The organism is Mycobacterium sp. 20KCMC460, from assembly GCF_022179425.1.
GTDB lineage: Bacteria > Actinomycetota > Actinomycetes > Mycobacteriales > Mycobacteriaceae > Mycobacterium > Mycobacterium kiyosense.
In genome coordinates this window covers 5,582,956-5,606,187 of record NZ_AP025524.1, presented here as the reverse complement: position 1 = coordinate 5,606,187, position 23,232 = coordinate 5,582,956, and the positions used below count along the sequence as shown (strand labels likewise).

Sequence of the window (23,232 nt, the reverse complement as noted above, 5' to 3'; positions counted from 1 at the left end):
TCGGGCCCGGAGCCGTTGCTACGAGCCAGCGACAATAGCGTCGGAGCTGCCTGTTATCGTCGCGCCGTGGGCGACACATCGGCTAACCGTGTGCAATTGCGCTCGACACTAACGCGGTGGGACTACGTCGCGATCCCGTTGACCCTAATATTCGTAGCTACGTCAACCGTCTGCGCAGCGCTACTCAAGCGCCCGGAGGGCGACGGGGTCTACGGATGGGTACTTGTCGGTCAGATCGGATCCGTTCTCCTTGCCACGGCGCTGCCCGCGATCACGGCGCTTCGTTCGAAGCGGCGAGAAGCTCGTACGGCCGCCGCTTGCAAAGCGGAGGAAATCGACGCGCGCACCAAGGCGCGTGTGGAAGTAGGCGGAGCGCTTGACCCGATCGTTCGCAGCTTGGCCGACGGTGCCGCGGACCTACGCACAGCCAGGCCAGTTCAGCGCCCCGGAATCCGCCGGGGACTTCGCAACACAGTTCTGAGGCTTGCAGTCGAAACCACTCCCCGGATCATGGGGCCACCGAATTCCTCGCGCGCGTACTACCTATTTCGAGGCCGGGCCGCCGCAACAGCTTGTCGCATCGACTTACTGGGGTGGCCGTCCAGATCAGGTAGTCCAATTCGCGTTCAAAGAAGGGACGCCGCATGGTGATTACGCACTCGACAAGGTGAGGAGGAATCAGGCCGAGTTCTACCCGAACCTTGACGAGGATGCGCCCCCGGGGTTCGATGACTTCGTGGCCGCTGGGGCCAGATGGAAAACGTGCATCTCCGTCCCCGTAGTCGCGGGGAATGTGGCTTACGGGTTACTAACGGTTGATTCGCTGAGTCCCGGCGACCTCTCGGCGCTGGATCTCGATGTACTGAGGGTGGTTGCTGATGTTGTCGCTGCGGCGATGGCCACCACTCATGATCCATAGCTGGAAGGCTGAGAATGTGCGTCCGTAGCATTACGGCTGGAAGCTCTGATCAGCTCGGCGTCCAGCAGACTACAGATTAGAATGACCGGCCTGAGAGGTCGGGCGAACGATAGGTGTGAAACCCCATACCGTGTGAGAAGGGCGGCGGCTGCAATGGCGGTTCAAATAGCACCTCCTGAGGACCGGCGAGCGAAAGAAATCCTGGATAACCCTGACCGGTACTTCGATGATGTTCGACAGCGCGTTCGCCAGGAAGTCGAGCAGGAAATCGAGCGGGAGCGCGCCGGGCGCTGACAGCGTTCTGCCCGGGAGGCGATCTGGATTTTTGCCGGCGATGCTGGGGGCGTTGCAGAAACTCCGCGAGCCGAGGCCCGACCGTGTCATGACGTTCACGGTATGCCCGCTGCCTGGACGTGTGCTGAGTCGCTTACGGTTCGGGTATGGCATCCGAACCCGCAGTGACGCTGGAAACCCTCGAAGACGGCATCGCGCGCCTCACCCTCAACCGGCCCAAGCTGTTGAACGCCATCGACGGAGCGCTGATCAGGGCCACCGACGACGCCCTGGACGTGTTGAGCCGCGGCGAGCACCGGGTGGCGATCCTCACCGGCGCGGGTCGCGGCTTCTGCGCCGGCGCCGACCTGAGCGGCACCGGCGAGGCCTGGACCGAGGTCAAGCCGTCGACCCCGCGTTTCAAGGTCAGCTACGACTCGCAGGTGCGGCTGGCCGAGCTGTTCATCCGGCTCTACGAGCTGCCCATCCCGGTGATCGCGGCCGTCAACGGGGTGGCGGTCGGGGGCGGGTTGGCGTTCGCGCTGCACTCCGACATCCGGATCGCCGCGGCGAGCGCCCGCTTCGGGTCGGCGTTCATCAAGGCCGGGTTCTCCTCGATGGACATGGGCACCAGCTACCTGCTGCCCAAGATCGTCGGCGCCGGCGTGGCGCGCGAACTGATGCTGACCGGGCGGATGATCGACGCCGACGAGGCCTACCGCATCAAGCTGGTGCACCAGGTGGTGCCGGCCGCCGACCTGATGACCGCCGCGCTGGACAAGGCGCGAGAGATAGCCGCCAACAACGCTTTCGGCGTGTGGCAGACCAAGATCGGCTTGAATGCCGCGCTGGATGCGCCGAGTTTGCGGCATGCCATCGAAATCGAGAACCGCACCCAGATCCTGACCGGCTTCACCAACAATCCAACCGAAGCGGCTATGGCGCACCGTGAGAAGCGGGCGCCCAACTGGGATTCGCTGTAAGCGTTAGACTTTCGCGATCACCTGGTCGGCGAACTTCTCCAGCAGGTGGACCTTCTTGCCCAGCGGGTCTTTGTCGGGCCCAATGATGTAGGGCCAGCGGAACCCCACGATGACATCGGTGACGCCTTTGTCTTCGAGGCGCTTGATGCCGTCGACGGTGTAGGCGTCGGTCGAGATGACATGCACCTCGAACGGTCCCGTCTTGCCCTCCTCGTCGCGAAACTTCCTGACCCGGGCGATAAGTCGGTCCAATTCTTCCGGTGAGCTGCCGCCGCCGTGCATCCAGCCGTCCAGCCGCGCGGCCCGTCGCAGTGCGACGTCGGCGTGTCCGCCCACCAGGATCGGGATCGGCTGGGCGGGCGCCGGGCTCATCTTCGTCTTGGGAATGTCGTAGAACTCGCCGTGGAATTCGAAGTACTCCCCGGTGGTCAGCCCCTGCACGATCTCGATACATTCGTCCATTCGCTTGCCGCGCTTGACGAATGGGATACCCATCAGCTCGTAGTCCTCCGGCCACGGACTGCTGCCCACCCCCAGGCCCAGCCGGTTGCCGAACAATGCGGCCAGCGACCCGGCCTGCTTGGCCGTCAACGCCGGATGTCGCACTGGCAGCTTCAGGACGAAGAAATTGAACCGCAAGGTCGTCGTCACCGCACTCAATGCCGCTGCCAGAACGAAAGATTCGACAATCTCCTTACCGTCGAGGAACTCGCGGCCACCGTCTGGGGTGTAGGGGTAATTCGAGTTGGACTCGAAGGGGTACGCCAGGCTGTCGGCGATCGTCATGCTGTGATAGCCCGCCGCCTCGGCCGCTTTGGCCAGCGGAATATAGAACTGGGGGTCGGTCAATGACTCGGCGTAACTGAACCGCACGTCGTCCCTGCTTTCCTCGGAGGGGCATCCCGATCGAGGTTAGAACGTGTTGCAGTTCGGCCCGCAGCGGGCTTCCTCAGAGCTGGTTCTCCGGCCCGATGATCGCCCATACCGTCTTGCCCGACGACGTCGGTGTGCTGTCCCAGGCGCGGCACAACGCGTCGACGATGGCCAGCCCGGACACGTCGATGCCCTTGGGGGGCGACGCCAACCGGAGCGCGGGTGCGGTGCTGGTGTCGGAGACGGCGATGGTAGCGGTCTGGCCGTCGCATTCGATCCGCATCACCGGTTCGCTGCCGGTGTGCTCGAGCACATTCTCGACGAACACGTTGACCACCACCAACGCGACCGGGATCAGTCCCGGTTTCGACCAGTTGGTGAGCCATTCGCGGACCAGTTGGCGGGACTCGCGCAGGCTGGACAGATTGGCCGGCAGCTTCGCCTGGGCATGCTGCAACTTGCGCCGCCCGAGCCGGGTGACGGCTTTCAGGGCGCCCTTGTCGGTCGGGTACACCGGCATGAACCGGGCGGCGCCGCTGCGGGTGATCGCGTCGCGGGCCGCGCGGTTGCCCGACACCAGCACGATCGGGACATCGGGCCGTGAGTTCAACTGCCAGCGCGCGCTGACGAACGCCGCCGACCAGGTCGATTCGTCGGGTACCTGCAGGGCGTTGACGTCGACGACGACGGCGGTGGGCACGTCGAGCGTGGCCTTGGTGACGCTGTCGCGCAGCGCCGCGGCGTTGTTGGCGTCCAGCACGCCCTCGGCGGCCAGCAGGACCACCCCTTGCTCGGTGCGGGCCTGCAGGGCCAACGAACCGGAGGACTTGGCCACCGCGCTCATTCCAGCTCCTCGAACTTCTGCCCCGTCATCGATGGTCTTCAGTGCTGCGCCCCCGTCGTTGCTAAGGACCTATCTTCAAGCAAACTGCCCGATTTGTGAAAAAAGGGTGCGGTCGACACGCCTGGACCGACATGGATACGCGAATATGCACCGCCGGCAGACTTCCCCCGGAGCCGTGCGTTTCGCCTGGTCACCAACACGCCGAGCTCGCCGTTCTCGCTGTATCGCTTACCGCAACAGCGCGCCCGTGGCGCGCACCCCAAACACGAGTTACCCGTTTGGAGCGCGATCAATCCTCAGCGGCAAATATTTTTCCCGCCCCACCCGCGTCGAGCGTCGCGCTGGCGTGACGTTCGGCGTCCGCTGTTGCCCTGGCGTGACGCTCGGCAGAAAAGGCACCGGGCGGCGGGCGGCGGGCAGCGGGGCCTGGCGAGGTCAGCAGGGATACGGCGGCGCGCCCACCCCGGTGACCGAGTGGGTACCCCACGGCGTCTTCTCGACGATGCGGGCCGCCGCGCTGCGCTGGCCGACGGTCAGGGTGCCCGCCCGGGCCTTGGTCAGGGAGTCGTCGGGCGGGGCGTCGAACAGGGTTCCCTGCCAGTGGTAGTTCCCGTCGAGCGGGTCGAGGTGGCCGACCAGGCGGACGCGCACCGAATGGCGGGTGCCGCCGATTTCGAGGGTGGCGGCGCCGTCGTAGGTGTCTTCGTAGTCCGGCGCGCCGGACGACAGTTCGAAGGTTTCGAACGCGCCGGTCGGCGCGGGCGGCGAGAACGGCCCCAACTGAGCGCGTTCGTTGAACACCTGCTGGGTGGAGCGACGCACCTCGATCCGGCGACTGCCGGTGCGTTCCATCGTCGCCAGGCAGCGGGCGATGTAGCGCGCTTGCGCAGCGACGTCGGGACCGGCGAGGAAGAAGTAGTTGGGGAAGCCGTGCACGGCAACTCCGGCGAAGGGCTCCATCCCGTCGTGCCAGGCTTCGCGCAGGGTGCGTCCGCCGACCCCGATCAGCGACTCATCCGTGGTCGCCAAGCCGGTGCCGTAGACGATGGCGTCGACGGGGTGCTCGAGGCCATCGGGGGTGCGGATGCCCGACGCGGTGACGGCAGTGATGGTCGATCCGATCTGCGGGCCCGCAGCGGGACGGCGGCGCCGCAGCCGGCGCGCGGTGCGCGTGGTCCAGCGAGGCAATTCGGTGACCACCCGGCGCGGGGCATGCGGGAAGACGGTCACCGACCGCGCGGATTCGACCAGTCGGCCGAGGTGATGTCCGGCCCACGAATCGGTGCCGATGACTGCGACGTGTTTTCCGGCCGGATGGAAATGCGGGTCCCATGCCGCCGCGTGACAGGATTCGCCTCGAAATTCGTTGTGGCCGTTGATTGTCGGTATGAATGGGGTGAAAAGACCTCCGTCCGTGGCGATTACGACGCGAGTGCGCAGCGGTGCTGCGTCGGTGTGCAGGATCCAGGAGTCGGTGTCCTCATCGAATTCCGAACGCAGCACTGCCCGCTCGAGTGTCGTGACGTCACCGATGCCGGCTTGCGACAACGCCGCCTCGACGTCCGGGACACCCGCCCCGACGACGATCACCGTCACAGAAACCTGCTGCGCTGCCAGGCACGGCGGCCGATCCGGCCCATCAACCCCACCTCGGTCAGAAACGCTGCTAGCGGAGCGAATCCGGCAACCTGTACCTCGCGGCGGTGCGCGCTGGTGCGGGCCAGATGCTTGGCGCGTTTGACGTCCAGGCCGGTGCGCGCATACGGCACCGGGTTGCTGAACAGGTAGTTGAAAAAGTATCCGCCCAGCCCGTTGATGTTGGCCATGAACCACCGATTGAGCCGGGGCATCTCGGCCACCCGTTTGCGGGCTCCGTCGCGGGCGAACTGAATGTGGCGGGCTTCTTCGGTGACGTGAATTCGCATGAGCCGCTGGATGATCGGCTGCAACTCCGGATCGTCCATCATCTGCCGTTGCAACGAGTCGAAGATCTCCTCACCGATCAGCGCCGCCACCCACAGCATCGAACCGCGTTGGAAGGCCAGCGGCAGCAGGTTGATGACCCAGCGGTGAAACCGCTTCGGCCGCACCGGTTTTGCGCCGACACGCTCGATGGCTTTGCCGAACATCACCATATGGCGGGTTTCGTCACCCAGTTCGGTCAGCTTGTAGTGCGTCGAGCGACTGGTGGGATCCTCGTGCAGGATGGTGCGCAACAGAGACTGGTTGAGCATGTTCTCGAACCAGATCCCGGCCGATAGGGTGTTGACCAGTTCTTGCCGCGACAACTCGATCTGCTGGTCGCGGGTCATCTCGTCCCACATCGGAGTGCCATACAGCGACACCAGTCGCGGGGGCAGGAAGAACCGGTCGGGGTCCAGTGGGGCATCCCAGTCGATGTCGACGACCGGTTCGTAGGACTTCTTGACCGAGCCCTTCAACAGGCGTTCGGAGAATTCTTCGCGACTCGGCCCGCTTGGCCGCACCGCAGTGGTCATCGTTGGCCTCCCTCCGTCGGATAGTTGAAAACGTTAGGGAGGTCACACTCATTAGTCAATACCCCGGGTACCGGGTACCGCTGGTCTCGTGTTGGTGCTGACCCAGCGCCCTATCTAGGTTGAGCCGTATGGGCCGGCGCATTCACGTCATCGGTATCGGCGCAGGTGATCCCGGTTATGTGACGGTGCAAGCGGTCGAGGCGCTCAACGACACCCAGGTGTTCTTCGCGGTGGACAAAGGGGAAGCCAAGAGTGATCTGGTGGCGTTGCGGCAGCAGATCTGCGCCCGCTACATCCGCCAGCCGGGCTATCGGTTCGTCGAGCTGCCCGATCCGCGCCGCGCCGCTGGCGCCGGGGATGCTGCGCAGTACCGGCAAGCCGTTGCCGACTGGCACGCGGAGCGCGCCCGGATCTGGGCGGCGGCGATCGCCGACGAATTGCGGCCCGACGGGTGCGGGGCCTTTCTGGCCTGGGGTGATCCATCGCTCTACGACAGCACGCTGCGGATCCTGGACGCGGTGGCCGCGCAGATCGACCTCAGCTACGACGTCATCCCGGGGATCACCGCGGTGCAGGCGCTGACCGCGCGGCACCGCATCCCCCTCAACGACGTCGGCGAACCGGTGCTGATCACCACCGGCCGCCAACTGCGCACGCACGGGCTGTCCGGGACAGCGGTGGTGATGCTCGATGCCGAATGCTCGTTTGCGGCCTGCGCGCCCGACACCCGGATCTGGTGGGGCGCTTACCTGGGCACCCCGGACGAATTGTTGGTGGCGGGAACGGTCGGCGGGGTGGGGAAGCGCATCGCCGAGCTTCGTGCGCAGGCCCGCGCCCGACACGGCTGGATCATGGATACCTACCTGTTGCGGGCGCCCGAGGGCCGTGACGCCGGTGACCGGTAGCTGAGGTTCGCCGAATCCCACGAAGAACGTGTGCTCCAAGCGCCCCCCGGCACGATACGATCATTGCTCGCGTGCTTGACACGTGTTAAACACAGCATCGGCCGGGAAAGAGATTCGGTCGGGAAGAGGTTGCCGGATGTCGTATGTGTTCGCCACGCCGGAGTGGGTTGCCGCTGCGGCGTCGGACCTTGCCAACATCGGATCCTCGATCAACGCCGCCAGTTCCGCCGCGGCCGCGCCCACCGCGGCGGTCATGGCGGCCGGCGCCGACGACGTCTCGGCGGCCATCGCGGCGATGTTCGGTGCGCACGCCCAGGCCTACCAAGCGATCAGCGCGCAGGCGGCGCTCTTCCACGAGCAGTTCGTGCAGCTGATGAGCGGCGGCGCCACGGAATATGCCAGCGCCGAAGCGTCCAACGTGCTTGCTGCGGCCGGCCAGGATGTGCTCGGCGTCGTCAACGCCCCCACCATGGCGCTATTCAACAGGCCGCTCATCGGCAATGGCGCCAACGGGGCCACAGCGGGCGCCAGCGGCCAAGCCGGCGGACTGCTGTGGGGCAACGGCGGCAACGGCGCGGCCGGTGGCGTCGGCCAGAACGGTGGTAACGGCGGTTCGGCGGGGCTGATCGGCAACGGAGGCCAAGGCGGCACCGGCGGGAACGGCGCCAACGGCGTCGCCGGCGACAGCACTGCCCGATCCGGGCAGGCGGCCGGCCTCGGCGGCAACGGCGGCAATGGCGGGTGGCTCTACGGCAACGGCGGGGGCGGTGGTCTCGGCGGCAACGGCGGCAACGGCTACTACCAGTCTTCGATCACGGGCGGCAGCAACGCGGGCCCGGGCGGTGGCGGCGGCAACGGCGGGTCGGCCGGGCTGTTCGGTAGCGGCGGCACCGGCGGCACCGGTGGGGCCGGGGGCGACGCCGTGGGTTCCCAGGCCATCAGCGGGATCGGCAGGGCCGGCGTGAGTGGCCTGGCCGGTGCCGGTGGCGACGGAGGCCACGGTGGATTGATCGCGGGCGACGGCGGCGCCGGCGGGGACAGCGGCAGGGGCGGGTCCTTCACCAACCCGGGCAACACGCCCATCGACGAAGGGGTCAACGGTTCTGCCAACGGCTACTACCTGTTCGACGTCCACGCCGGTAACGGCGGCGATGCCGGTCTGTTCGGCCACGGTGGGGCCGGCGGGAACGGCGGTTACGGGGGCGACGGCCAGGCTGCGAGCGTCGCCAACGGATCCGGCGGATACGGCGGGCAGGGTGGCTTCGCCGGCAACGGCGGCGACGGCGGATTGCTGTGGGGCAACGGTGGCGTCGGGGGAGTCGGCGGAACGGGCGGCCTCGGTGGAACCAGTAACGGCGGTGACGGGGGCAACGGTGGCGTCGGAGGCACCGGCGGAGACGGCGGCCGCGGCGGCGTGATCGGCTCTGGGGGTGCCGGCGGAAGGGGCGGCGCCGGCGGCAACGGCGGCACCATAGGCGTGCCCGGAGATGCCGGTAACGGATACTCCGGCGTCGGCGGCGACGGCGGCCTCGGCGGCGACGCCCGGCTGTTCGGCAGCGGTGGACGCGGCGGTGACGGCGGCGACACCGGTACCACCTCCTTCCTGGTTCCCGCGGTCAGCAACGGCGGCGACGGCGGTCAGGGCGGCTGGCTGTTCGGCAACGGCGGGGGCGGCGGCAACGCCGGGCTTTCGCCGTCGGGAGCGCCGTTCAACATTCACACCGGTATCGGTGGCAACGGCGGCGACGCGGGTCTGTTCGGCGCCGGCGGCCACGGCGGGGACAGCAGGTTCAACCAGCCTGGGGGCAGCGGCGGCTCCGGCGGGACGATCTCCGGCAAGGACGGAGCACCCGGGTCCGCATAGCGGCCGGGGCTGAACTTCTTCGGCCTCAATCGAATTCGGGCCAAACGCCCAAAATGTGATCTTGATCGCAGTAGCATGCGGGTCGTAGGAGGTCCGCTTGTGTCGTTTGTGAACGCTACGCCGGAGTTTGTCAATGCTGCCGCATCCGATCTGGCCGGGATCGGCTCGACGATCAGCCAGGCGAATGCAGCGGCGTTGTTTCCCACGTCCAGCGTGCTGGCCGCCGGGGCCGACGAGGTTTCGGCCGCCATCGCCGCGATGTTCGGGGCGCATGCCCAGGCCTATCAGGCGCTGAGCGCGCAGGCGGCGCAGTTCCACGAGCAGTTCGTGCAGCTGATGAGCGCAGGTGCTGGGCAGTACGCCAGCGCCGAGGCATCCAACGTGCTGCAGACCGCCGAGCAGGAGGTGCTTGCTGCGATCAACGCGCCCACCCAGGCTCTGCTGAACCGGCCGCTGATCGGCAACGGTGCCAACGGCGCCACCGCCGGCGCCAACGGTCAGGACGGCGGGATCCTGTGGGGCAACGGCGGTAACGGCGCCAATGGTGGGGCCGGCCAGAACGGCGGTAACGGCGGGTCGGCCGGGTTCTTCGGCAACGGCGGTCGCGGCGGTGCCGGCGGAGCGGGCGCCAACAGCCTGTCGGGCAGCACGGCCCTGGCGGGTGCCAACGGTGGTAACGGCGGCAACGGTGGGGCCGGCGGCTGGATCTGGGGTAACGGCGGGCAGGGCGGGATAGGCGGGACCGGCGGCAATGCCGGTCTCAACAACAGCGCTTCCGGCGGCTCCGGCGCGAACGGCGGCATCGGTGGGAACGGTGGCGCCGGCGGCCGCGGCGGCTACCTGTTCGGTGACGGCGGTGCCGGTGCGGCGGGCGGCGCCGGGGGGCAGGGCAGCGGCTCCACCAGCCACAACACCAGTACCACGGTTGCCGGCACTGGCGGAACGGGCGGCCTCGGCGGCAACGGCGGCCATGCGGGGTGGTTGTCCGGCAACGGTGGGCACGGCGGCGACAGCGGAGATGGCGGGGGTCTGGCCGGCGGCGGGTCCCAAGTCGTCAAGGGCGCCGAGGGTGGCGCGGCCGGTCTTACGGCTGGAGCGGGTGGCGACGCCGGACTATTCGGCGCGGGTGGTGCCGGCGGCAACGGTGGTCTGGGTGGGTTCGGCGGCAGCGCCAGGTACGAAAACGGCGGCGACGGTGGCGCCGGAGGTAACGGTGGGCTGGGCGGTCGCGGCGGCTACGTCGTCGGCGACGGTGGCGCCGGCGGGTTCGGTGGTGGCGGCGGGCGAGGCGGGAACCAGGGCTTGAGCGTCGCGGCCCCGGCCTCGGGTAACGGAGGTGCCGGAGGTTCGGGCGCTGCGGGAGGCGCCTCGGGCTGGCTCGGCAACGGCGGCGACGGCGGCGACGGTGGTCTGGGCGGGCCTCCCGGGCAAAACACGGTCGGTGGCACGACGTACACCGGCACCCTCGGCGCCAACGGCGCAGGCGGCCACGGCGGCAACGCCAGCCTGTACGGCAACGGCGGCCGCGGCGGCAACGGCGACCCCCCGGCCGCCGGCGGCAACATGGGGCTTATCTCGGGAGCCGCCGGAACGCCGGGCATCAGGACCTAGGGGCAGACTGGACCGGTGCCCGAACTCCCCGAGATCGAAGCGCTGGCCGACCATCTGCGCCGGCACGCCGTCGGACTGCCCATCGGCCGCGTCGACGTCGCGGCACTGTCGGTGCTCAAGACCTTCGACCCGCCGATCCACGCATTGCACGGCCAGACCGTCGCCGGCGCCGGCCGGTGGGGCAAATACCTGGGCCTGCAGGCCGGTGACCTGTGGCTGATCACCCACCTGTCGCGGGCCGGCTGGCTGCGCTGGTCGGACAAGCTCGCCGCCGCGCCGTTGCGGCCGGGCAAGGGGCCGATCGCGCTGCGCGTCCACCTGGGCACCCCGGGTGCGGCGCCGGGCTTCGACCTCACCGAGGCCGGCACCCAGAAACGGCTCGCGGTCTGGCTCGTCGAAGATCCGCAGCAGGTCCCGCAGATCGCCTCGCTGGGTCCCGACGCCCTGGAACTCGGCCCCGAAGACCTGGCCCGAATGCTGGCCGGCAACACCGGGCGGATCAAGACCGTCATCACCGACCAGAAGGTGATCGCCGGCATCGGCAACGCCTACAGCGACGAGATCCTGCACGTCGCCCGGCTGTCCCCGTTCGCCACCGCCGGCAAACTCACCGCGGAACAACTCACCGTTCTGCACGACGCGATGATCTCGGTGCTCAACGATGCCGTGCGCCGCTCCGTCGGGCAGGGCGCCGCCACGTTGAAGGGCGAGAAGCGCTCGGGACTGCGGGTGCACGCCCGCACCGGCCTGCCCTGCCCGGTGTGTGGCGACACCGTGCGGGAAGTGTCGTTCGCGGACAAGTCATTTCAGTACTGCCCGACGTGCCAGACCGGTGGCAAGGTACTGGCCGACCGGCGCATGTCGCGACTGCTCAAGTAGCACCGATATGCTGCGCGGGTGACTCGTCAGAAAATTTTGATCACCGGAGCCAGTTCCGGCCTGGGCGCCGGGATGGCGCGGGCCTTCGCCGCCAAAGGGCGCGACCTGGCGCTGTGCGCCCGCCGCACCGACCGCCTCGATGAGCTCAAAGACGAACTGACACAACGGTATCCGTCGATCAAAGTCGCGGTGGCGCAGTTGGACGTCAACGACCACGAGCAGGTGCCCAAGGTGTTCGCCGAGCTCAGCGACGAGCTCGGCGGCATCGACCGGGTGATCGTCAACGCCGGCATCGGCAAAGGTGCCCGGCTGGGCTCCGGCAAGGTGTGGGCCAACAAGGCGACGCTAGAGACCAATCTGATCGCGGCGCTGGTCCAGATCGAGACCGCGCTGGAGATGTTCCAGAAGAGCGGTTCGGGTCACCTGGTGCTGATTTCGTCCGTGCTCGGCAACAAGGGCGTCCCGGGCGTCAAAGCCGCCTATGCCGCAAGCAAAGCCGGCCTGCGGTCACTCGGTGAATCGCTGCGCGCCGAGTATGCGAAGGGGCCGATCAAGGTGTCGGTGATCGAGCCGGGCTACATCGAGTCGGAGATGACGGCCAAGTCGAACAGCACAATGCTGATGGTGGACAACGAAACCGGCGTCAAGGCGCTCGTCGGCGCCATCGAACGCGAGCCCGGCCGGGCCGCGATTCCGTGGTGGCCGTGGGCGCCGCTGGTGCAGCTGATGCGGGTGCTGCCGCCGCAGCTGACCAAACCCTTCGCCTGACCCGATCCCAGCCCGTTCGCCCGACCCAACTCCAGCCGCCCAGTGTGAAATCCGCGACGCCGAAACGGCGTGTCGTGTCGTGAAATTCGCGCTCGGCGCTCGGCGCTCGGCGGTCGGCGGTCGGCGGTCGGCACTCGGGGCTCGGGGCCGTCGGGGCGCTGGCGTTACTCCACCCGGCCGCGTTCGGCGCGATAGCGGCGCACCAGCGCGTCCGTTGAGCTGTCGGTCTGTTTGGCCGGCGACGCCTCGCTGGTGATCACCGGCAACAGCGCCTTGGCTTGTGTCTTGCCCAGTTCCACACCCCACTGGTCGAACGAGTCGATACCCCACACCACACCCTCGGTGAACACCTGGTGCTCGTACAGCGCGATCAACTGGCCCAGCACCGACGGCGTCAGACGGTTTGCCAGGATCGAGGTCGACGGCCGATTTCCGGGCATCACCTTGTGCGGCACCACGTCCTTCGGGGTGCCTTCGGCCGCGATCTCCTTGGCGGTCTTGCCGAACGCCAGCACCTGGGTCTGGGCGAAGAAGTTACTCATCAACAGGTCGTGCATGCTGCCGTCGCCCTCGGCGGTGGGCAGGTCGTCGAGGGGCTGGCTGAACCCGATGAAGTCGGCCGGAATCAACCGGGTGCCCTGGTGCAGCAACTGGTAGAAAGCGTGCTGACCGTTGGTTCCCGGCTCACCCCAATAGATTTCGCCGGTGTCGGTGGTGACCGGGGTACCGTCGGCGCGGATGGACTTGCCGTTCGATTCCATGGTCAGCTGCTGCAGATAGGCCGCGAACCGGGCCAGGTCGTTGGAGTACGGCAGAACCGCCCGGGATTGGGCGTCCAAGAAGTTCGAGTACCACAGGCCGATAAGACCAAGCAGCGCAGGGGCATTCGACTTCAGCGGCGCGGTCTTGAAATGCTCGTCAACGATGCGGAACCCGGCAAGGAAGTCTGCGAACGCTTCTCGGCCGATGACGGCCATCACCGAAAGCCCGATCGCCGAGTCCACCGAGTAGCGTCCGCCGACCCAGTCCCAGAACCCGAACATGTTGTCGGTGTTGATCCCGAATTCGTCGACCAGTCGCTTGTTGGTGGAGACCGCGACGAAGTGCTTGGCCACCGCGCTGTCACCCAGCGCATCGGTGAGCCAGCGCCGCGCCGCCGTCGCATTGGTCAACGTCTCCAGCGTCGAGAACGTCTTCGACGCGACGATGAAAAGTGTTGTGGCAGGCTCCAAGTCGGCCAGGGTGGCGACCAGGTCGGCCGGGTCGACGTTGGAGACGAAACGCGCCGAGATCCCCGCGTCGGCGTAGTGCCGCAACGCCTGGTACACCATCACCGGGCCCAGGTCCGAGCCGCCGATGCCGATGTTGACCACGGTGCGGATCCGCTCGCCGGTGGCCCCGGTCCAGTCGCCGTTGCGCAGCCGATCGGTGAAGTCACCCATCGCATCGAGCACTTCGTGCACGTCCCTGACCACGTTCTGGCCGTCGACCTCCAGCTGTGCGTTGCGCGGCAGCCGCAGCGCGGTGTGCAGCACCGCGCGGTCCTCCGAGGTGTTGATGTGTTCGCCGGCGAACATGGCGTCGCGGCGCTGCTCCAGCCCCGCCGCGCGAGCCAGGTCGATCAGCAGCTCTATCGTCTCGCGGGTGATGCGATGTTTGCTGTAGTCGATGTACAGATCGCCGACCGTCAGGGTCAGGTCGCGGCCGCGCTTGGGATCGTCGGCGAACAACTGCCGCAGGTGGGTTGAACCGATCTGGTCGTGGTGCTTGCGCAGGGCGTCCCACTCAGAGGTGGCGGTGATGTCTGATGGCTGGGAGGTCATAGTTCGACCCTAATGCGGCCCCGCGCTACCGAGCACTTGCTGCAGATCCGGCAGCATCGTCTGCAACTGTTCACCCCAGTACTGCCAGGTGAGCGCCGCTGTCTGGAAAGTTGAAGACGCCGTTGTACCGCCCTTGGCCTGGTATCTGGCGGCGAAGACCTTGTTGCTGATCCGGGTGGCGCTCTCCAGCAGGCTGGCATCCAGCTTTGTGCCGGTCGCCGCCGTTGCCGGTGTACACCCAGACGCGGGTGTTGTTGGCGACCATTTTCGGCACGTTGACCGTCGGGTCGTTGGCCGTTGGTCGCCAGCCACTGAGGTAGTTCGTCGGCGAGAAACGTCTCCCACTTGTAGGTGTGGGTGCCGCCGCTGCCGACGGCGGGCCGGTACCAATTCGAGCGGAAGCTGGCCTCCCCGCCGACCGGCATCACCAGGGACAGACCGGACTGGCCGAACCATTCGAACACCGGAAGGTGAATGTCCCAGCCGTTGAAGTCGTCTCGGGCCAGCATCCCGTCGAGCAGGTACGGCTGGCCTTGCCGCGACCACGCCGCCGAGGAACCCGTACCCGACACCCCACCCAGCAGAGCGAGCAACGCTGCGGCCGACAGGAATCTCAACCGGCGCAACGGCGAAAGCCCAGCTGTCGATGCCGTAACCATTTTCGGCGAAATTTACCCCAGCAAAGCCGGAATCAGCCGAATGTAACGACGGTCGCAACCGATTAGAGGCCGACTCTTAGTGGCCGAGCCGTCCCCGTCCCAACCGCAGCAGCAGCATCGCGAGATCTTTGCCCTCGGGACCCAGCTCGCTGTAACGCTCGATGACCTTCATTTCGCGGTTGTGCACCAGACGGGTGCCGCCCGATGCCATCCGCGCCCGGCCGATCGCCTGGGATACTTCGGCGCGACGCTTGACCGCGGCCAGGATCTCGGCGTCCAGGCGGTCGATCTCCGCGCGCAATTCTTCGATGCTGAGCTCTTCGGAATCGAGGGTCTCGGTGTTCATCTCTGCAATCTCCGTGTTTTCGTGAGGTGGGGGGTCTGGTCTCATCCGGTTCGGGCCTCACACAAGAGACGAGCCCCGAATCCGAAGCGGACCACGGGGCTCTGCGAAAAGCAGCTAGACCACGGGCACCGCTGTCGGGTACCCGTAAAAAAATCGAGGCTGCGTGTTGAGCACGCGTCGAGTGTGCCACTAAGGGCCGCGCCCGCGCAAAAACTTGGCGCAAATTCCCCGCGTTCGCCAACCGGGAGCGAGCCGCGCCCGTCGCCGCCGCCCGCCGATCGGCGTTGTCCTGCAGATCAACTGGTCGCCACCGAGCGATCGGATCGGTTCTGAAGAAACGCCGGTGCGGACGCCGGGCTGCGACCTAGAATTCCATCCGCCATATTGACGCCCTCGGAAGGGCGGGGAAGGAATGTGCTGATGACGTTTTCGTTGCTGCCCCCCGAGATCAACTCGCTGCGGATGTTCTCCGGAGCGGGATCGATGCCGATGTTGGAGGCCGCAGCCGCCTGGGAGGGCCTGGCCGGGGAACTCGATTCGGCGGCAACGTCTTTCGGTGCATTGACGTCGGGACTGACGGCCGCCGCATGGCAGGGGCCGGCGTCCATGGCGATGGCGGCCGCGGCGGCCCCCTACGCGAGCTGGCTCAATGCCGCGGCCGCGCAGGCGGCGGGTGCGGCGGGACTCGCACGCACCGTGGCCGGAGTCTTCGAGGCGGCCCGGGCGGCGACGGTGCAGCCGGTGGCGGTTGCGCTCAACCGCTCGCAGGTTGTGCAGCTGGTGCTGTCGAATCTGTTCGGCCAGAACGCCCCGGCCATCGCGGCCGCTGAGGGCGTGTACGAGGAGATGTGGGCCCAGGACGTCGCGGCGATGTTCGGTTACCACAGCGGGGTGTCGGCGGTGGCCGAGGCGTTGTTGCCCTGGCAGCAGGTGCTTCCCGCGCTCGCGTCCGCGAGCAACATCGGTGCCGCGAACCTCGGGCTGGGCAACATCGGCAGCCTGAACCTTGGCAGCGGCAACACCGGCAGTGTGAATTTCGGCGGCGGCAACAAGGGCAACCTCAACCTGGGCAGTGGAAACGCCAACGGAAACCTCAACGTCGGCGACGGCAACACCGGCAGCTTCAACCTGGGCAGTGGCAATATCGGCAGCAGCAACCTCGGCGGCGGAAACCGCGGGAACGCCAACGTGGGCTTCGGCAACTACTCCAGCACCGGGGGCGGCAACGTCGGCGGCGGAAACAGCGGCAGCGGAAACGTCGGCAGCGGCAACACCGGCAACTACAACATCGGCAGCGGGAACTTCGGGAACACCAACTACGGCTTCGGCAACCGCGGCGCTAACAACTTCGGCTTCGGCAACACCAACAACCTCAACATCGGGATCGGCAACAACGGTCTGAGCAACATCGGCTTCGGCAATCTCGGCAACAACAACCTGGGCTTCGGCAACACCGGCAACAACAACTTCGGCATCGGGCTGTCCGGCGACAACCAGGTCGGTATCAACTTCGCCGGCCTGCTGAATTCAGGCAGCGGCAATATCGGACTCTTCAATTCCGGCAACAACAACGTCGGCTTCTTCAACTCCGGCAACGGCAACTTCGGGTTCGGAAACTCGGGCAATTTCAACACCGGTTTCGGCAACGCCGGCAGCACCAACACCGGCTTCTGGAACACCGGCAGCCTGGACACCGGCTGGGCGAACTCCGCCAACACCGGCTTCGGGTTCGGCAACTCCGGCGCCGGCGATCTGGGGTTCTGGAACGCCGGCCACGACAACGTCGGATTCGGCAACGCCGGCAGCTTCGCGGTAGGCGGGCTGAACTCCGGCGCCAGCGGAACCGTGGGCTTCGGTAACTCCGGCAGCAGCAGCGTGGGCTTCGGCAATTCGGGTTCGGGCGACACCGGCTACGGAAACTCGGGCAACACCAACACCGGAATCTGGAACTCGGGCAACGTCAACACCGGTGGCGGCAATGCCGGCGATGTCAACACCGGGTTCGGCAGCGCCACCGATACCGGCGCGTCGAGTTCGGGCTTCGGCAACGTCGGCACCGGCACGTCCGGATTCAACAACCACGGAAACAACACCTCGGGATTCCAGAACACCGGCAACAACAGTGAGGGTTACGGAAACGTCGGCAACAACCAGACCGGGTTCCAGAACACCAACGCCAACAACACGGGATTCTTCAACTCGGGCACCAACGACGTCGGTATCTCGAACACGGCCAACCTCAGCATCGGTTGGGCTAACGGCGGCGGGCCGGGCAACGTGGGCTTCCTGAACACCGGCACCGACAACTCCGGATACGGCAACACCGGCACCGGTAACTCCGGTCTGGCCAACTCCGGTAACGGCAGCTCGGGCGGATTCCACCAGGGCAACCAGCAATCCGGGTTCGCAAGTTGGGTCAACCGGCTCCCGTTGCCCATCGCCGGGTGACTCGATCGGTTGCCGGGTAGGCCGTCGGTGGACGGCGGTAAGTTTGGACCGACATGAGTGTGCACGCTGCTGACGCAAAATCCGAAGCCGACCAACTGCTGGAGGGCCTCAACCCGCAACAACGCCAGGCGGTGGTCCATCAGGGTTCGCCGCTGCTGATCGTCGCGGGCGCCGGCTCGGGCAAGACCGCGGTGCTGACCCGCCGCATCGCCTACCTGATCGCCGAGCGCGGCGTCAGCGTCGGCCAGATCCTGGCGATCACCTTCACCAACAAAGCCGCCGCCGAGATGCGCGAACGGGTGGTCAACCTCGTCGGTCCCCGTGCCCGCTACATGTGGGTGTCGACGTTCCACTCGTCCTGCGTGCGGATACTGCGCAACCAGGCCGCGCTGATCGAGGGACTGAACTCCAACTTCTCCATCTACGACGCCGACGACTCGCGCCGGCTGCTGCAGATGATCGGCCGCGACATGGGACTGGACATCAAGCGGTACTCGCCGCGGTTGTTGGCCAACGCCATCTCCAATCTGAAGAACGAACTGATCGACCCGCACCAGGCGGTGGCGAACCTGACCGACGAGTCCGACGAGCTGACCCGCACCGTCGCCGCCGTCTTCGGCGAATACCAGCGGCGGCTGCGCGCGGCCAACGCACTGGACTTCGACGATCTGATCGGCGAGACCGTCGCGGTCCTGCAGACGTTCCCGGATATCGCGCAGTACTACCGGCGGCGGTTCCGGCACGTGCTGGTCGACGAATACCAGGACACCAACCACGCGCAATACGTGCTGGTGCGCGAGTTGGTCGGCCACGATGCCCAGGACGACGTGCCGCCGGCCGAGCTGTGTGTGGTCGGTGACGCCGACCAGTCCATCTACGCCTTCCGCGGCGCCACCATTCGCAACATCGAGGACTTCGAGCGCGACTACCCGGACGCGACAACGATTCTGCTGGAACAGAATTACCGCTCGACGCAGAACATCCTGTCGGCGGCCAACTCGGTGATCGCCCGCAACTCCGGGCGCCGCGAAAAGCGGCTGTGGACCGACGCCGGCGAGGGCGAACTGATCGTGGGCTACGTCGCCGACAACGAGCACGACGAGGCCCGCTTCGTGGCCGACGAGATCGACGCGCTGGCCGACCGGGGTGAGATCACCTACAACGACGTCGCAGTGTTCTACCGCACCAACAACTCCTCGCGCTCGCTGGAAGAGGTGTTCATCCGGGCCGGGATCCCGTACAAAGTCGTTGGCGGAGTGCGCTTCTACGAGCGCAAAGAGATCCGCGACATCGTCGCCTACCTGCGGGTGCTGGACAACCCCGGCGACGCGGTCAGCATGCGGCGCATCCTGAACACGCCGCGCCGCGGCATCGGCGAGCGAGCCGAGGCGTGCGTGGCGGTGTACGCCGAGAACACCGGCGCCAGCTTCGCCGACGCACTGCAGGCCGCCGCCGCCGGCAAGGTGCCGATGCTCAACTCTCGCGCCGAGAAGTGCATCGCCGGTTTCGTCGAACTGCTCGACGAACTGCGCGGGCATCTCGACGACGACCTCGGTGATCTGGTCGAGGCGGTGCTGGAGCGCACCGGATACCGGCGCGAGCTGGAGTCCTCGACCGACCCGCAGGAGCTGGCGCGGCTGGACAACCTCAACGAACTCGTCAGCGTCGCACACGAATTCAGCATCGACCGGGCCTTGCAAACCAACGAAGCGGCCGCACTGGAATCCGAGACCGACACCGAAGACGTCCCCGACACCGGGGTGTTGGCCGCGTTCCTGGAGCGGGTGTCGCTGGTCGCCGACAGCGACGAGATCCCCGAGCACAGCTCCGGCGTCGTCACGCTGATGACGCTGCACACCGCCAAGGGCCTGGAGTTCCCGGTGGTGTTCGTGACCGGCTGGGAGGACGGGATGTTCCCGCACATGCGGGCGCTGGACGACCCGGTGGAGCTTTCCGAGGAACGGCGGCTGGCCTATGTCGGCATCACCCGGGCCCGGCAGCGGCTGTACGTGAGCAGGGCCATCGTCCGGTCATCGTGGGGACAGCCGATGCTGAACCCGGAATCGCGGTTCCTGCGCGAGATTCCGCAACAGCTCATCGACTGGCGCCGCGTCGCGCCGAAGCCGTCGTTCAGTGCGCCGGTGAGCGGCGCCGGCCGGTTCGGTACGCCGCGCGTCGCACCGGCGCGTTCCGGGGCGGGCAAGCGCCCACTGATCGTGCTGGAGCCCGGTGATCGGGTGACGCACGACAAGTACGGTCTGGGGCGGGTCGAGGAAGTCTCCGGCGCCGGCGAATCGGCGATGTCGCTGATCGACTTCGGCAGCGCGGGCCGGGTGAAGCTGATGCACAACCACGCCCCGATCAGCAAGCTGTGAGCGTTCGGCCCCGAGGCAGGCCCGGGGCCGAAGCGCGAGAAGTCTTGTCCCGGTGCAGTTCCGGCGCCTGACCCGGCTAGTCGACCCAACGCTTCGTTTCCGGGAGCGACGCCAGCACGGCGCTGGCGACCGGCAGCAGCGGCAGCGCATGCACCACCCACGCCACGCGCGCCCCGGCGATGAACACGCCCAGATACGTCAACAGCGCGACGGCTGCGCCGGCCATGATCAGGTACCGCCCGACCGGGCGGTGCAGCAGCAGCGTGATCACCCCGGAGACCGTGGTGATCGCGAAGACCATGGCCAGGAATCCGACCGCGACGCAGAACAACCGGTCGGTGTGCCACCAGCCGGCGATCAGGTCGGTGGCGACCACCGAAGTGGCCCAGCCGCTGACGATGCTCACCGCACTGGCCGCCACGGCCGTCCGGGCAAGCGGCGCGGGAGGCAACAGGCCGGGCAGCGGCGGTACGCCGGTCCGCGCATCCAAAGACGTTGGGCTGCGCGGAAGCTGGGTGGTGGGCGGCGACGCGATCGGCGGCAGCGGCGCCGTCGGCGCGCGCCTGATGATCCGAGTCCGTGGTTCCTCGGTTGACTCTTGCGATTCGGGTGCGGCGGCGTCGGCGGGGTCGTTCGGCGCGGTCACTGGTCAGCCGGCGTAGTTGCCGACGGACAGTCCTCGCTTGGCCAGCCACGGCACCGGGTCGATTCGCTCGGTGCCGCCCAGCAGTACCTCGAAGTGCAGATGCGGCCCGGTGGAGAAGCCCCGGTTGCCCATCGTCGCGATCTGGTCGCCGGCCATCACCCGCTCTCCGACGCTGACCAGAGTTGTGTTGACATGGCCGTAGAGGGTGACGGTGCCGTCGGCGTGCAGCAGCTTGACCCACATGCCGTAGCCGGCTGTCGGCCCGGCGTCGATCACGACGCCGTCGGACACTGCGTAGATCGGGGTGCCGATCGAGTTGGCCAGGTCGATGCCGGCGTGCAGCACGCCCCACCGGTAGCCGAAGTTCGAGGTGTAGATGCCTTTGGTCGGCATCACGAAGAGCGGCTGCTGCAGCCGTGCCTCACGCTGCGCGCGCTCTTGCGCGAAGGCCACCCCGCGGGCGAACTCCTCGTTGTGCACCGCGACATTGCCCGGCTGCGCGGCCACCACCTGGACGCCGCGCGGCCCGTTGGTGCCGGAGCCGCCGGACATCGTGGAAGCGTTGGCGGTCAGCACCGTCTCGATCTTCGGCGCGTCCGACTGGTTGAGCGCCGAGTGGGTGGCTGCGGCCGCGGCGCCGGCGGCCATCGCCCCGATCAGCATGCGGCCCTTGGCGGCGCTGGTGGGTTGCTTGCGGTGGCTTCCGCCGCGGCGGGGCACCGGGGTGACGTTCGTGGTGTGCGTACGGACAATGCGCGGCGGGCGCGGGTCGTCGGCAGCGACCGGGGGCAGCACCTCGGTGACGGGCGCGGCCAGCCACAGCGGGCTCAGGTTGTCGGTGTCGTCCAGATCGTCGAGTTCGGGTGCCTGCAGCAGCTGCGCCGAGGTGTCGAACTCGGCTTCTCCGAAGTCCAGCTCGTCCAGATCGGCGAGTTCCATGTCGTCGAGTTCATCAAACCCATCTAACGGGATGATCTCGGTGACTTCGTTGCGGTGGTGATGCGGCCAGCGATCCCGGGATGCGAGAGTCGAGCCGGCTGCGGCAGTGCGGGCGAAACGGTGCTGGGACAACCTGAATGTCCTTGTATCGTGACCATAACGTTATCTGGACCTTTGAGAAGGTATCCGCAAACGTATGGGACTGGCAACCTCGGTGCCAAAACCGGCCAATTTTGTGACTTGGATCACGTTTGAAGCGCCCGAATCATACGTGACGTATGCCACAGCGATCGGATGCGGCGACGGGCCTCGTTCGGCATGTGGATACAGTGCCTGCGTGCGAGTTGCCGATTACCGGCACCGCCACCAATTGGCCTAGTAAGCAAGCCGAGCGAAGGCAGTGACGCCCAATGGATCTTTTCGAATATCAAGCCAAGGAGTTGTTCCTCAAACACGGTGTGCCCGGCACGCAGGGCCGGGTGACCGACACCGCCGAAGGCGCGCGCGCCATCGCCGAAGAAGTCGGCAAGCCCGTGACGGTCAAGGCCCAGGTGAAGGTGGGCGGACGGGGCAAGGCCGGCGGGGTGAAGTACGCCGCCACTCCGGACGAGGCCTACGAGCACGCCAAGAACATCCTCGGCCTCGACATCAAGGGCCACATCGTGAAGAAGCTGCTGGTCGCCGAGGCCAGCGACATCGCCGAGGAGTACTACGTCTCATTCCTGCTGGACCGGGCCAATCGCAGTTACCTGGCGATGTGCTCGGTCGAGGGCGGCATGGAGATCGAGGAGGTCGCAGCGACCAAGCCCGACCGGCTGGCCAAGGTGCCGGTGGACGCCGTCAAGGGTGTCGACCTGGCCTTCGCGCGCTCGATCGCCGAACAGGGCCACCTGCCGGCCGAGGTGCTCGACGCGGCCGCGGTCACGATCGCGAAGCTATGGGACGTGTTCGTCGGCGAAGACGCAACCCTGGTCGAGGTCAACCCGCTGGTGCGCACGCCTGACGACCGGATCCTGGCGCTGGACGGCAAGGTCACCCTGGACGCCAACGCCGACTTCCGCCAGCCCGGCCACGCCGAGTTCGAGGACAAAGAGGCCACCGACCCGCTGGAACTCAAGGCCAAGGAGCACGACCTCAACTACGTCAAGCTCAGCGGCGAGGTCGGGATCATCGGTAACGGCGCCGGCCTGGTCATGTCGACGCTGGACGTCGTCGCCTACGCCGGTGAGAAGCACGGCGGGGTCAAGCCGGCCAACTTCCTGGACATCGGCGGCGGCGCCTCGGCCGAGGTGATGGCTGCCGGGCTGGACGTGATCCTGGGCGACCCCGAGGTCAAGAGCGTGTTCGTCAACGTCTTCGGCGGAATCACCGCCTGCGACGCGGTGGCCACCGGCATCGTCAAGGCGCTGGAGATCCTGGGCGACGAGGCCAACAAGCCGTTGGTGGTCCGGTTGGACGGCAACAACGTCGAGGAGGGCCGGCGAATCCTGGCCGAGGCCAACCACCCGCTGGTGATCCAGGCCGAGACCATGGACGCCGGTGCCGACAAAGCCGCCGAGCTGGCGAACGCCTGACAAGG

General features: G+C 67.2%; 18 protein-coding genes and 2 pseudogenes. 11 read left to right on the top strand and 9 right to left on the bottom strand.

Annotation, left to right across the window (positions count from 1 at the left end):
• Window positions 1–484: 484 nt before the first annotated feature.
• Both MKCMC460_RS31920 and MKCMC460_RS25730 read left to right on the top strand, forming a co-directional pair.
• A complete protein-coding gene (locus tag MKCMC460_RS31920; protein ID WP_370653026.1) occupies window positions 485–919 on the top strand; it encodes a GAF domain-containing protein in 435 nt (144 codons plus the stop codon).
• Window positions 920–1,359: 440 nt separating this feature from the next.
• A complete protein-coding gene (locus MKCMC460_RS25730; protein WP_370653025.1) occupies window positions 1,360–2,175 on the top strand; it encodes an enoyl-CoA hydratase/isomerase family protein in 816 nt (271 codons plus the stop codon).
• A gap of 3 nt (window positions 2,176–2,178) precedes the next feature.
• On the opposite strand, the gene MKCMC460_RS25725 is transcribed toward MKCMC460_RS25730, so the two are convergent.
• The 4 genes from MKCMC460_RS25725 to MKCMC460_RS25710 all read right to left on the bottom strand — a co-directional run bounded on the left by MKCMC460_RS25725 (window position 2,179) and on the right by MKCMC460_RS25710 (window position 6,390).
• A complete protein-coding gene (locus MKCMC460_RS25725; RefSeq protein ID WP_236977877.1) occupies window positions 2,179–3,048 on the bottom strand; it encodes a TIGR03619 family F420-dependent LLM class oxidoreductase in 870 nt (289 codons plus the stop codon).
• 76 nt (window positions 3,049–3,124) lie between these two features.
• Window positions 3,125–3,892 (bottom strand): STAS domain-containing protein, encoded by a 768-nt coding sequence (locus MKCMC460_RS25720; protein ID WP_236977876.1) that lies wholly within the window; start codon window positions 3,890–3,892, stop codon window positions 3,125–3,127.
• Window positions 3,893–4,327: 435 nt separating this feature from the next.
• The gene (locus MKCMC460_RS25715; protein ID WP_236984420.1) at window positions 4,328–5,281 is read right to left on the bottom strand and encodes a DUF4873 domain-containing protein; all 954 of its coding nucleotides are present in this window, start codon (window positions 5,279–5,281) and stop codon (window positions 4,328–4,330) included.
• 203 nt (window positions 5,282–5,484) lie between these two features.
• Window positions 5,485–6,390, bottom strand: a complete 906-nt coding sequence (locus MKCMC460_RS25710) for a diiron oxygenase (protein WP_236977875.1) — start codon at window positions 6,388–6,390, stop codon at window positions 5,485–5,487.
• Window positions 6,391–6,518: 128 nt separating this feature from the next.
• Here MKCMC460_RS25710 and cobF point away from each other — a divergent pair, with 128 nt between their 5' ends.
• From cobF to MKCMC460_RS25680, 6 genes and pseudogenes are all read left to right on the top strand, one after another.
• Complete coding sequence (cobF, locus tag MKCMC460_RS25705) at window positions 6,519–7,295, top strand: precorrin-6A synthase (deacetylating) (protein ID WP_236977874.1); 777 nt, start codon at window positions 6,519–6,521, stop codon at window positions 7,293–7,295.
• Window positions 7,296–7,431: 136 nt separating this feature from the next.
• On the top strand, window positions 7,432–9,159 hold the full coding sequence (locus MKCMC460_RS25700) for a PE family protein (protein WP_238305029.1): 1,728 nt from the start codon (window positions 7,432–7,434) through the stop codon (window positions 9,157–9,159).
• Between the two features lie 99 nt (window positions 9,160–9,258).
• A complete protein-coding gene (locus tag MKCMC460_RS25695; RefSeq protein ID WP_238305027.1) occupies window positions 9,259–10,770 on the top strand; it encodes a PE family protein in 1,512 nt (503 codons plus the stop codon).
• A gap of 15 nt (window positions 10,771–10,785) precedes the next feature.
• Window positions 10,786–10,980, top strand: a pseudogene (locus MKCMC460_RS25690) (DNA-formamidopyrimidine glycosylase family protein); the annotation flags it as partial.
• Window positions 10,981–11,190: 210 nt separating this feature from the next.
• On the top strand, window positions 11,191–11,649 hold the full coding sequence (locus MKCMC460_RS25685) for a zinc finger domain-containing protein (RefSeq protein ID WP_236984419.1): 459 nt from the start codon (window positions 11,191–11,193) through the stop codon (window positions 11,647–11,649).
• A gap of 18 nt (window positions 11,650–11,667) precedes the next feature.
• Window positions 11,668–12,417, top strand: coding sequence for an SDR family oxidoreductase (locus MKCMC460_RS25680; protein ID WP_238305026.1), 750 nt, complete (start codon window positions 11,668–11,670; stop codon window positions 12,415–12,417).
• 164 nt (window positions 12,418–12,581) lie between these two features.
• On the opposite strand, the gene pgi is transcribed toward MKCMC460_RS25680, so the two are convergent.
• The 3 genes and pseudogenes from pgi to MKCMC460_RS25665 form a co-directional block, all read right to left on the bottom strand.
• A complete protein-coding gene (gene pgi / locus MKCMC460_RS25675) occupies window positions 12,582–14,240 on the bottom strand; it encodes a glucose-6-phosphate isomerase (protein ID WP_236977868.1) in 1,659 nt (552 codons plus the stop codon).
• Between the two features lie 9 nt (window positions 14,241–14,249).
• Window positions 14,250–14,899 (bottom strand): annotated as a pseudogene (locus MKCMC460_RS25670) (alpha/beta hydrolase-fold protein).
• A 76-nt stretch (window positions 14,900–14,975) separates the two neighbouring features.
• Window positions 14,976–15,290 carry a chorismate mutase gene (locus tag MKCMC460_RS25665; protein ID WP_236977867.1) on the bottom strand — a complete coding sequence of 105 codons (315 nt, stop codon included), beginning with the start codon at window positions 15,288–15,290 and terminating at the stop codon, window positions 14,976–14,978.
• A gap of 375 nt (window positions 15,291–15,665) precedes the next feature.
• Between MKCMC460_RS25665 and MKCMC460_RS25660 the strand changes: the two genes are divergently transcribed.
• On the top strand, window positions 15,666–17,693 hold the full coding sequence (locus MKCMC460_RS25660) for a PPE family protein (protein ID WP_236977866.1): 2,028 nt from the start codon (window positions 15,666–15,668) through the stop codon (window positions 17,691–17,693).
• Window positions 17,694–17,746: 53 nt separating this feature from the next.
• Entirely contained in the window at window positions 17,747–20,068 is a 2,322-nt protein-coding gene (gene pcrA / locus MKCMC460_RS25655) for a DNA helicase PcrA (RefSeq protein WP_236977865.1), read from the top strand.
• A 76-nt stretch (window positions 20,069–20,144) separates the two neighbouring features.
• Here the strand turns inward: pcrA and MKCMC460_RS25650 are convergent, their stop codons facing one another.
• Window positions 20,145–20,714 (bottom strand): hypothetical protein, encoded by a 570-nt coding sequence (locus MKCMC460_RS25650; protein WP_370653024.1) that lies wholly within the window; start codon window positions 20,712–20,714, stop codon window positions 20,145–20,147.
• 3 nt (window positions 20,715–20,717) lie between these two features.
• Window positions 20,718–21,785 (bottom strand): M23 family metallopeptidase, encoded by a 1,068-nt coding sequence (locus tag MKCMC460_RS25645; protein WP_236977864.1) that lies wholly within the window; start codon window positions 21,783–21,785, stop codon window positions 20,718–20,720.
• A 278-nt stretch (window positions 21,786–22,063) separates the two neighbouring features.
• On the opposite strand from MKCMC460_RS25645, the gene sucC reads away from it, so the two are divergent.
• Complete coding sequence (gene sucC, locus MKCMC460_RS25640) at window positions 22,064–23,227, top strand: ADP-forming succinate--CoA ligase subunit beta (protein ID WP_238305025.1); 1,164 nt, start codon at window positions 22,064–22,066, stop codon at window positions 23,225–23,227.
• Window positions 23,228–23,232 lie beyond the last annotated feature (5 nt).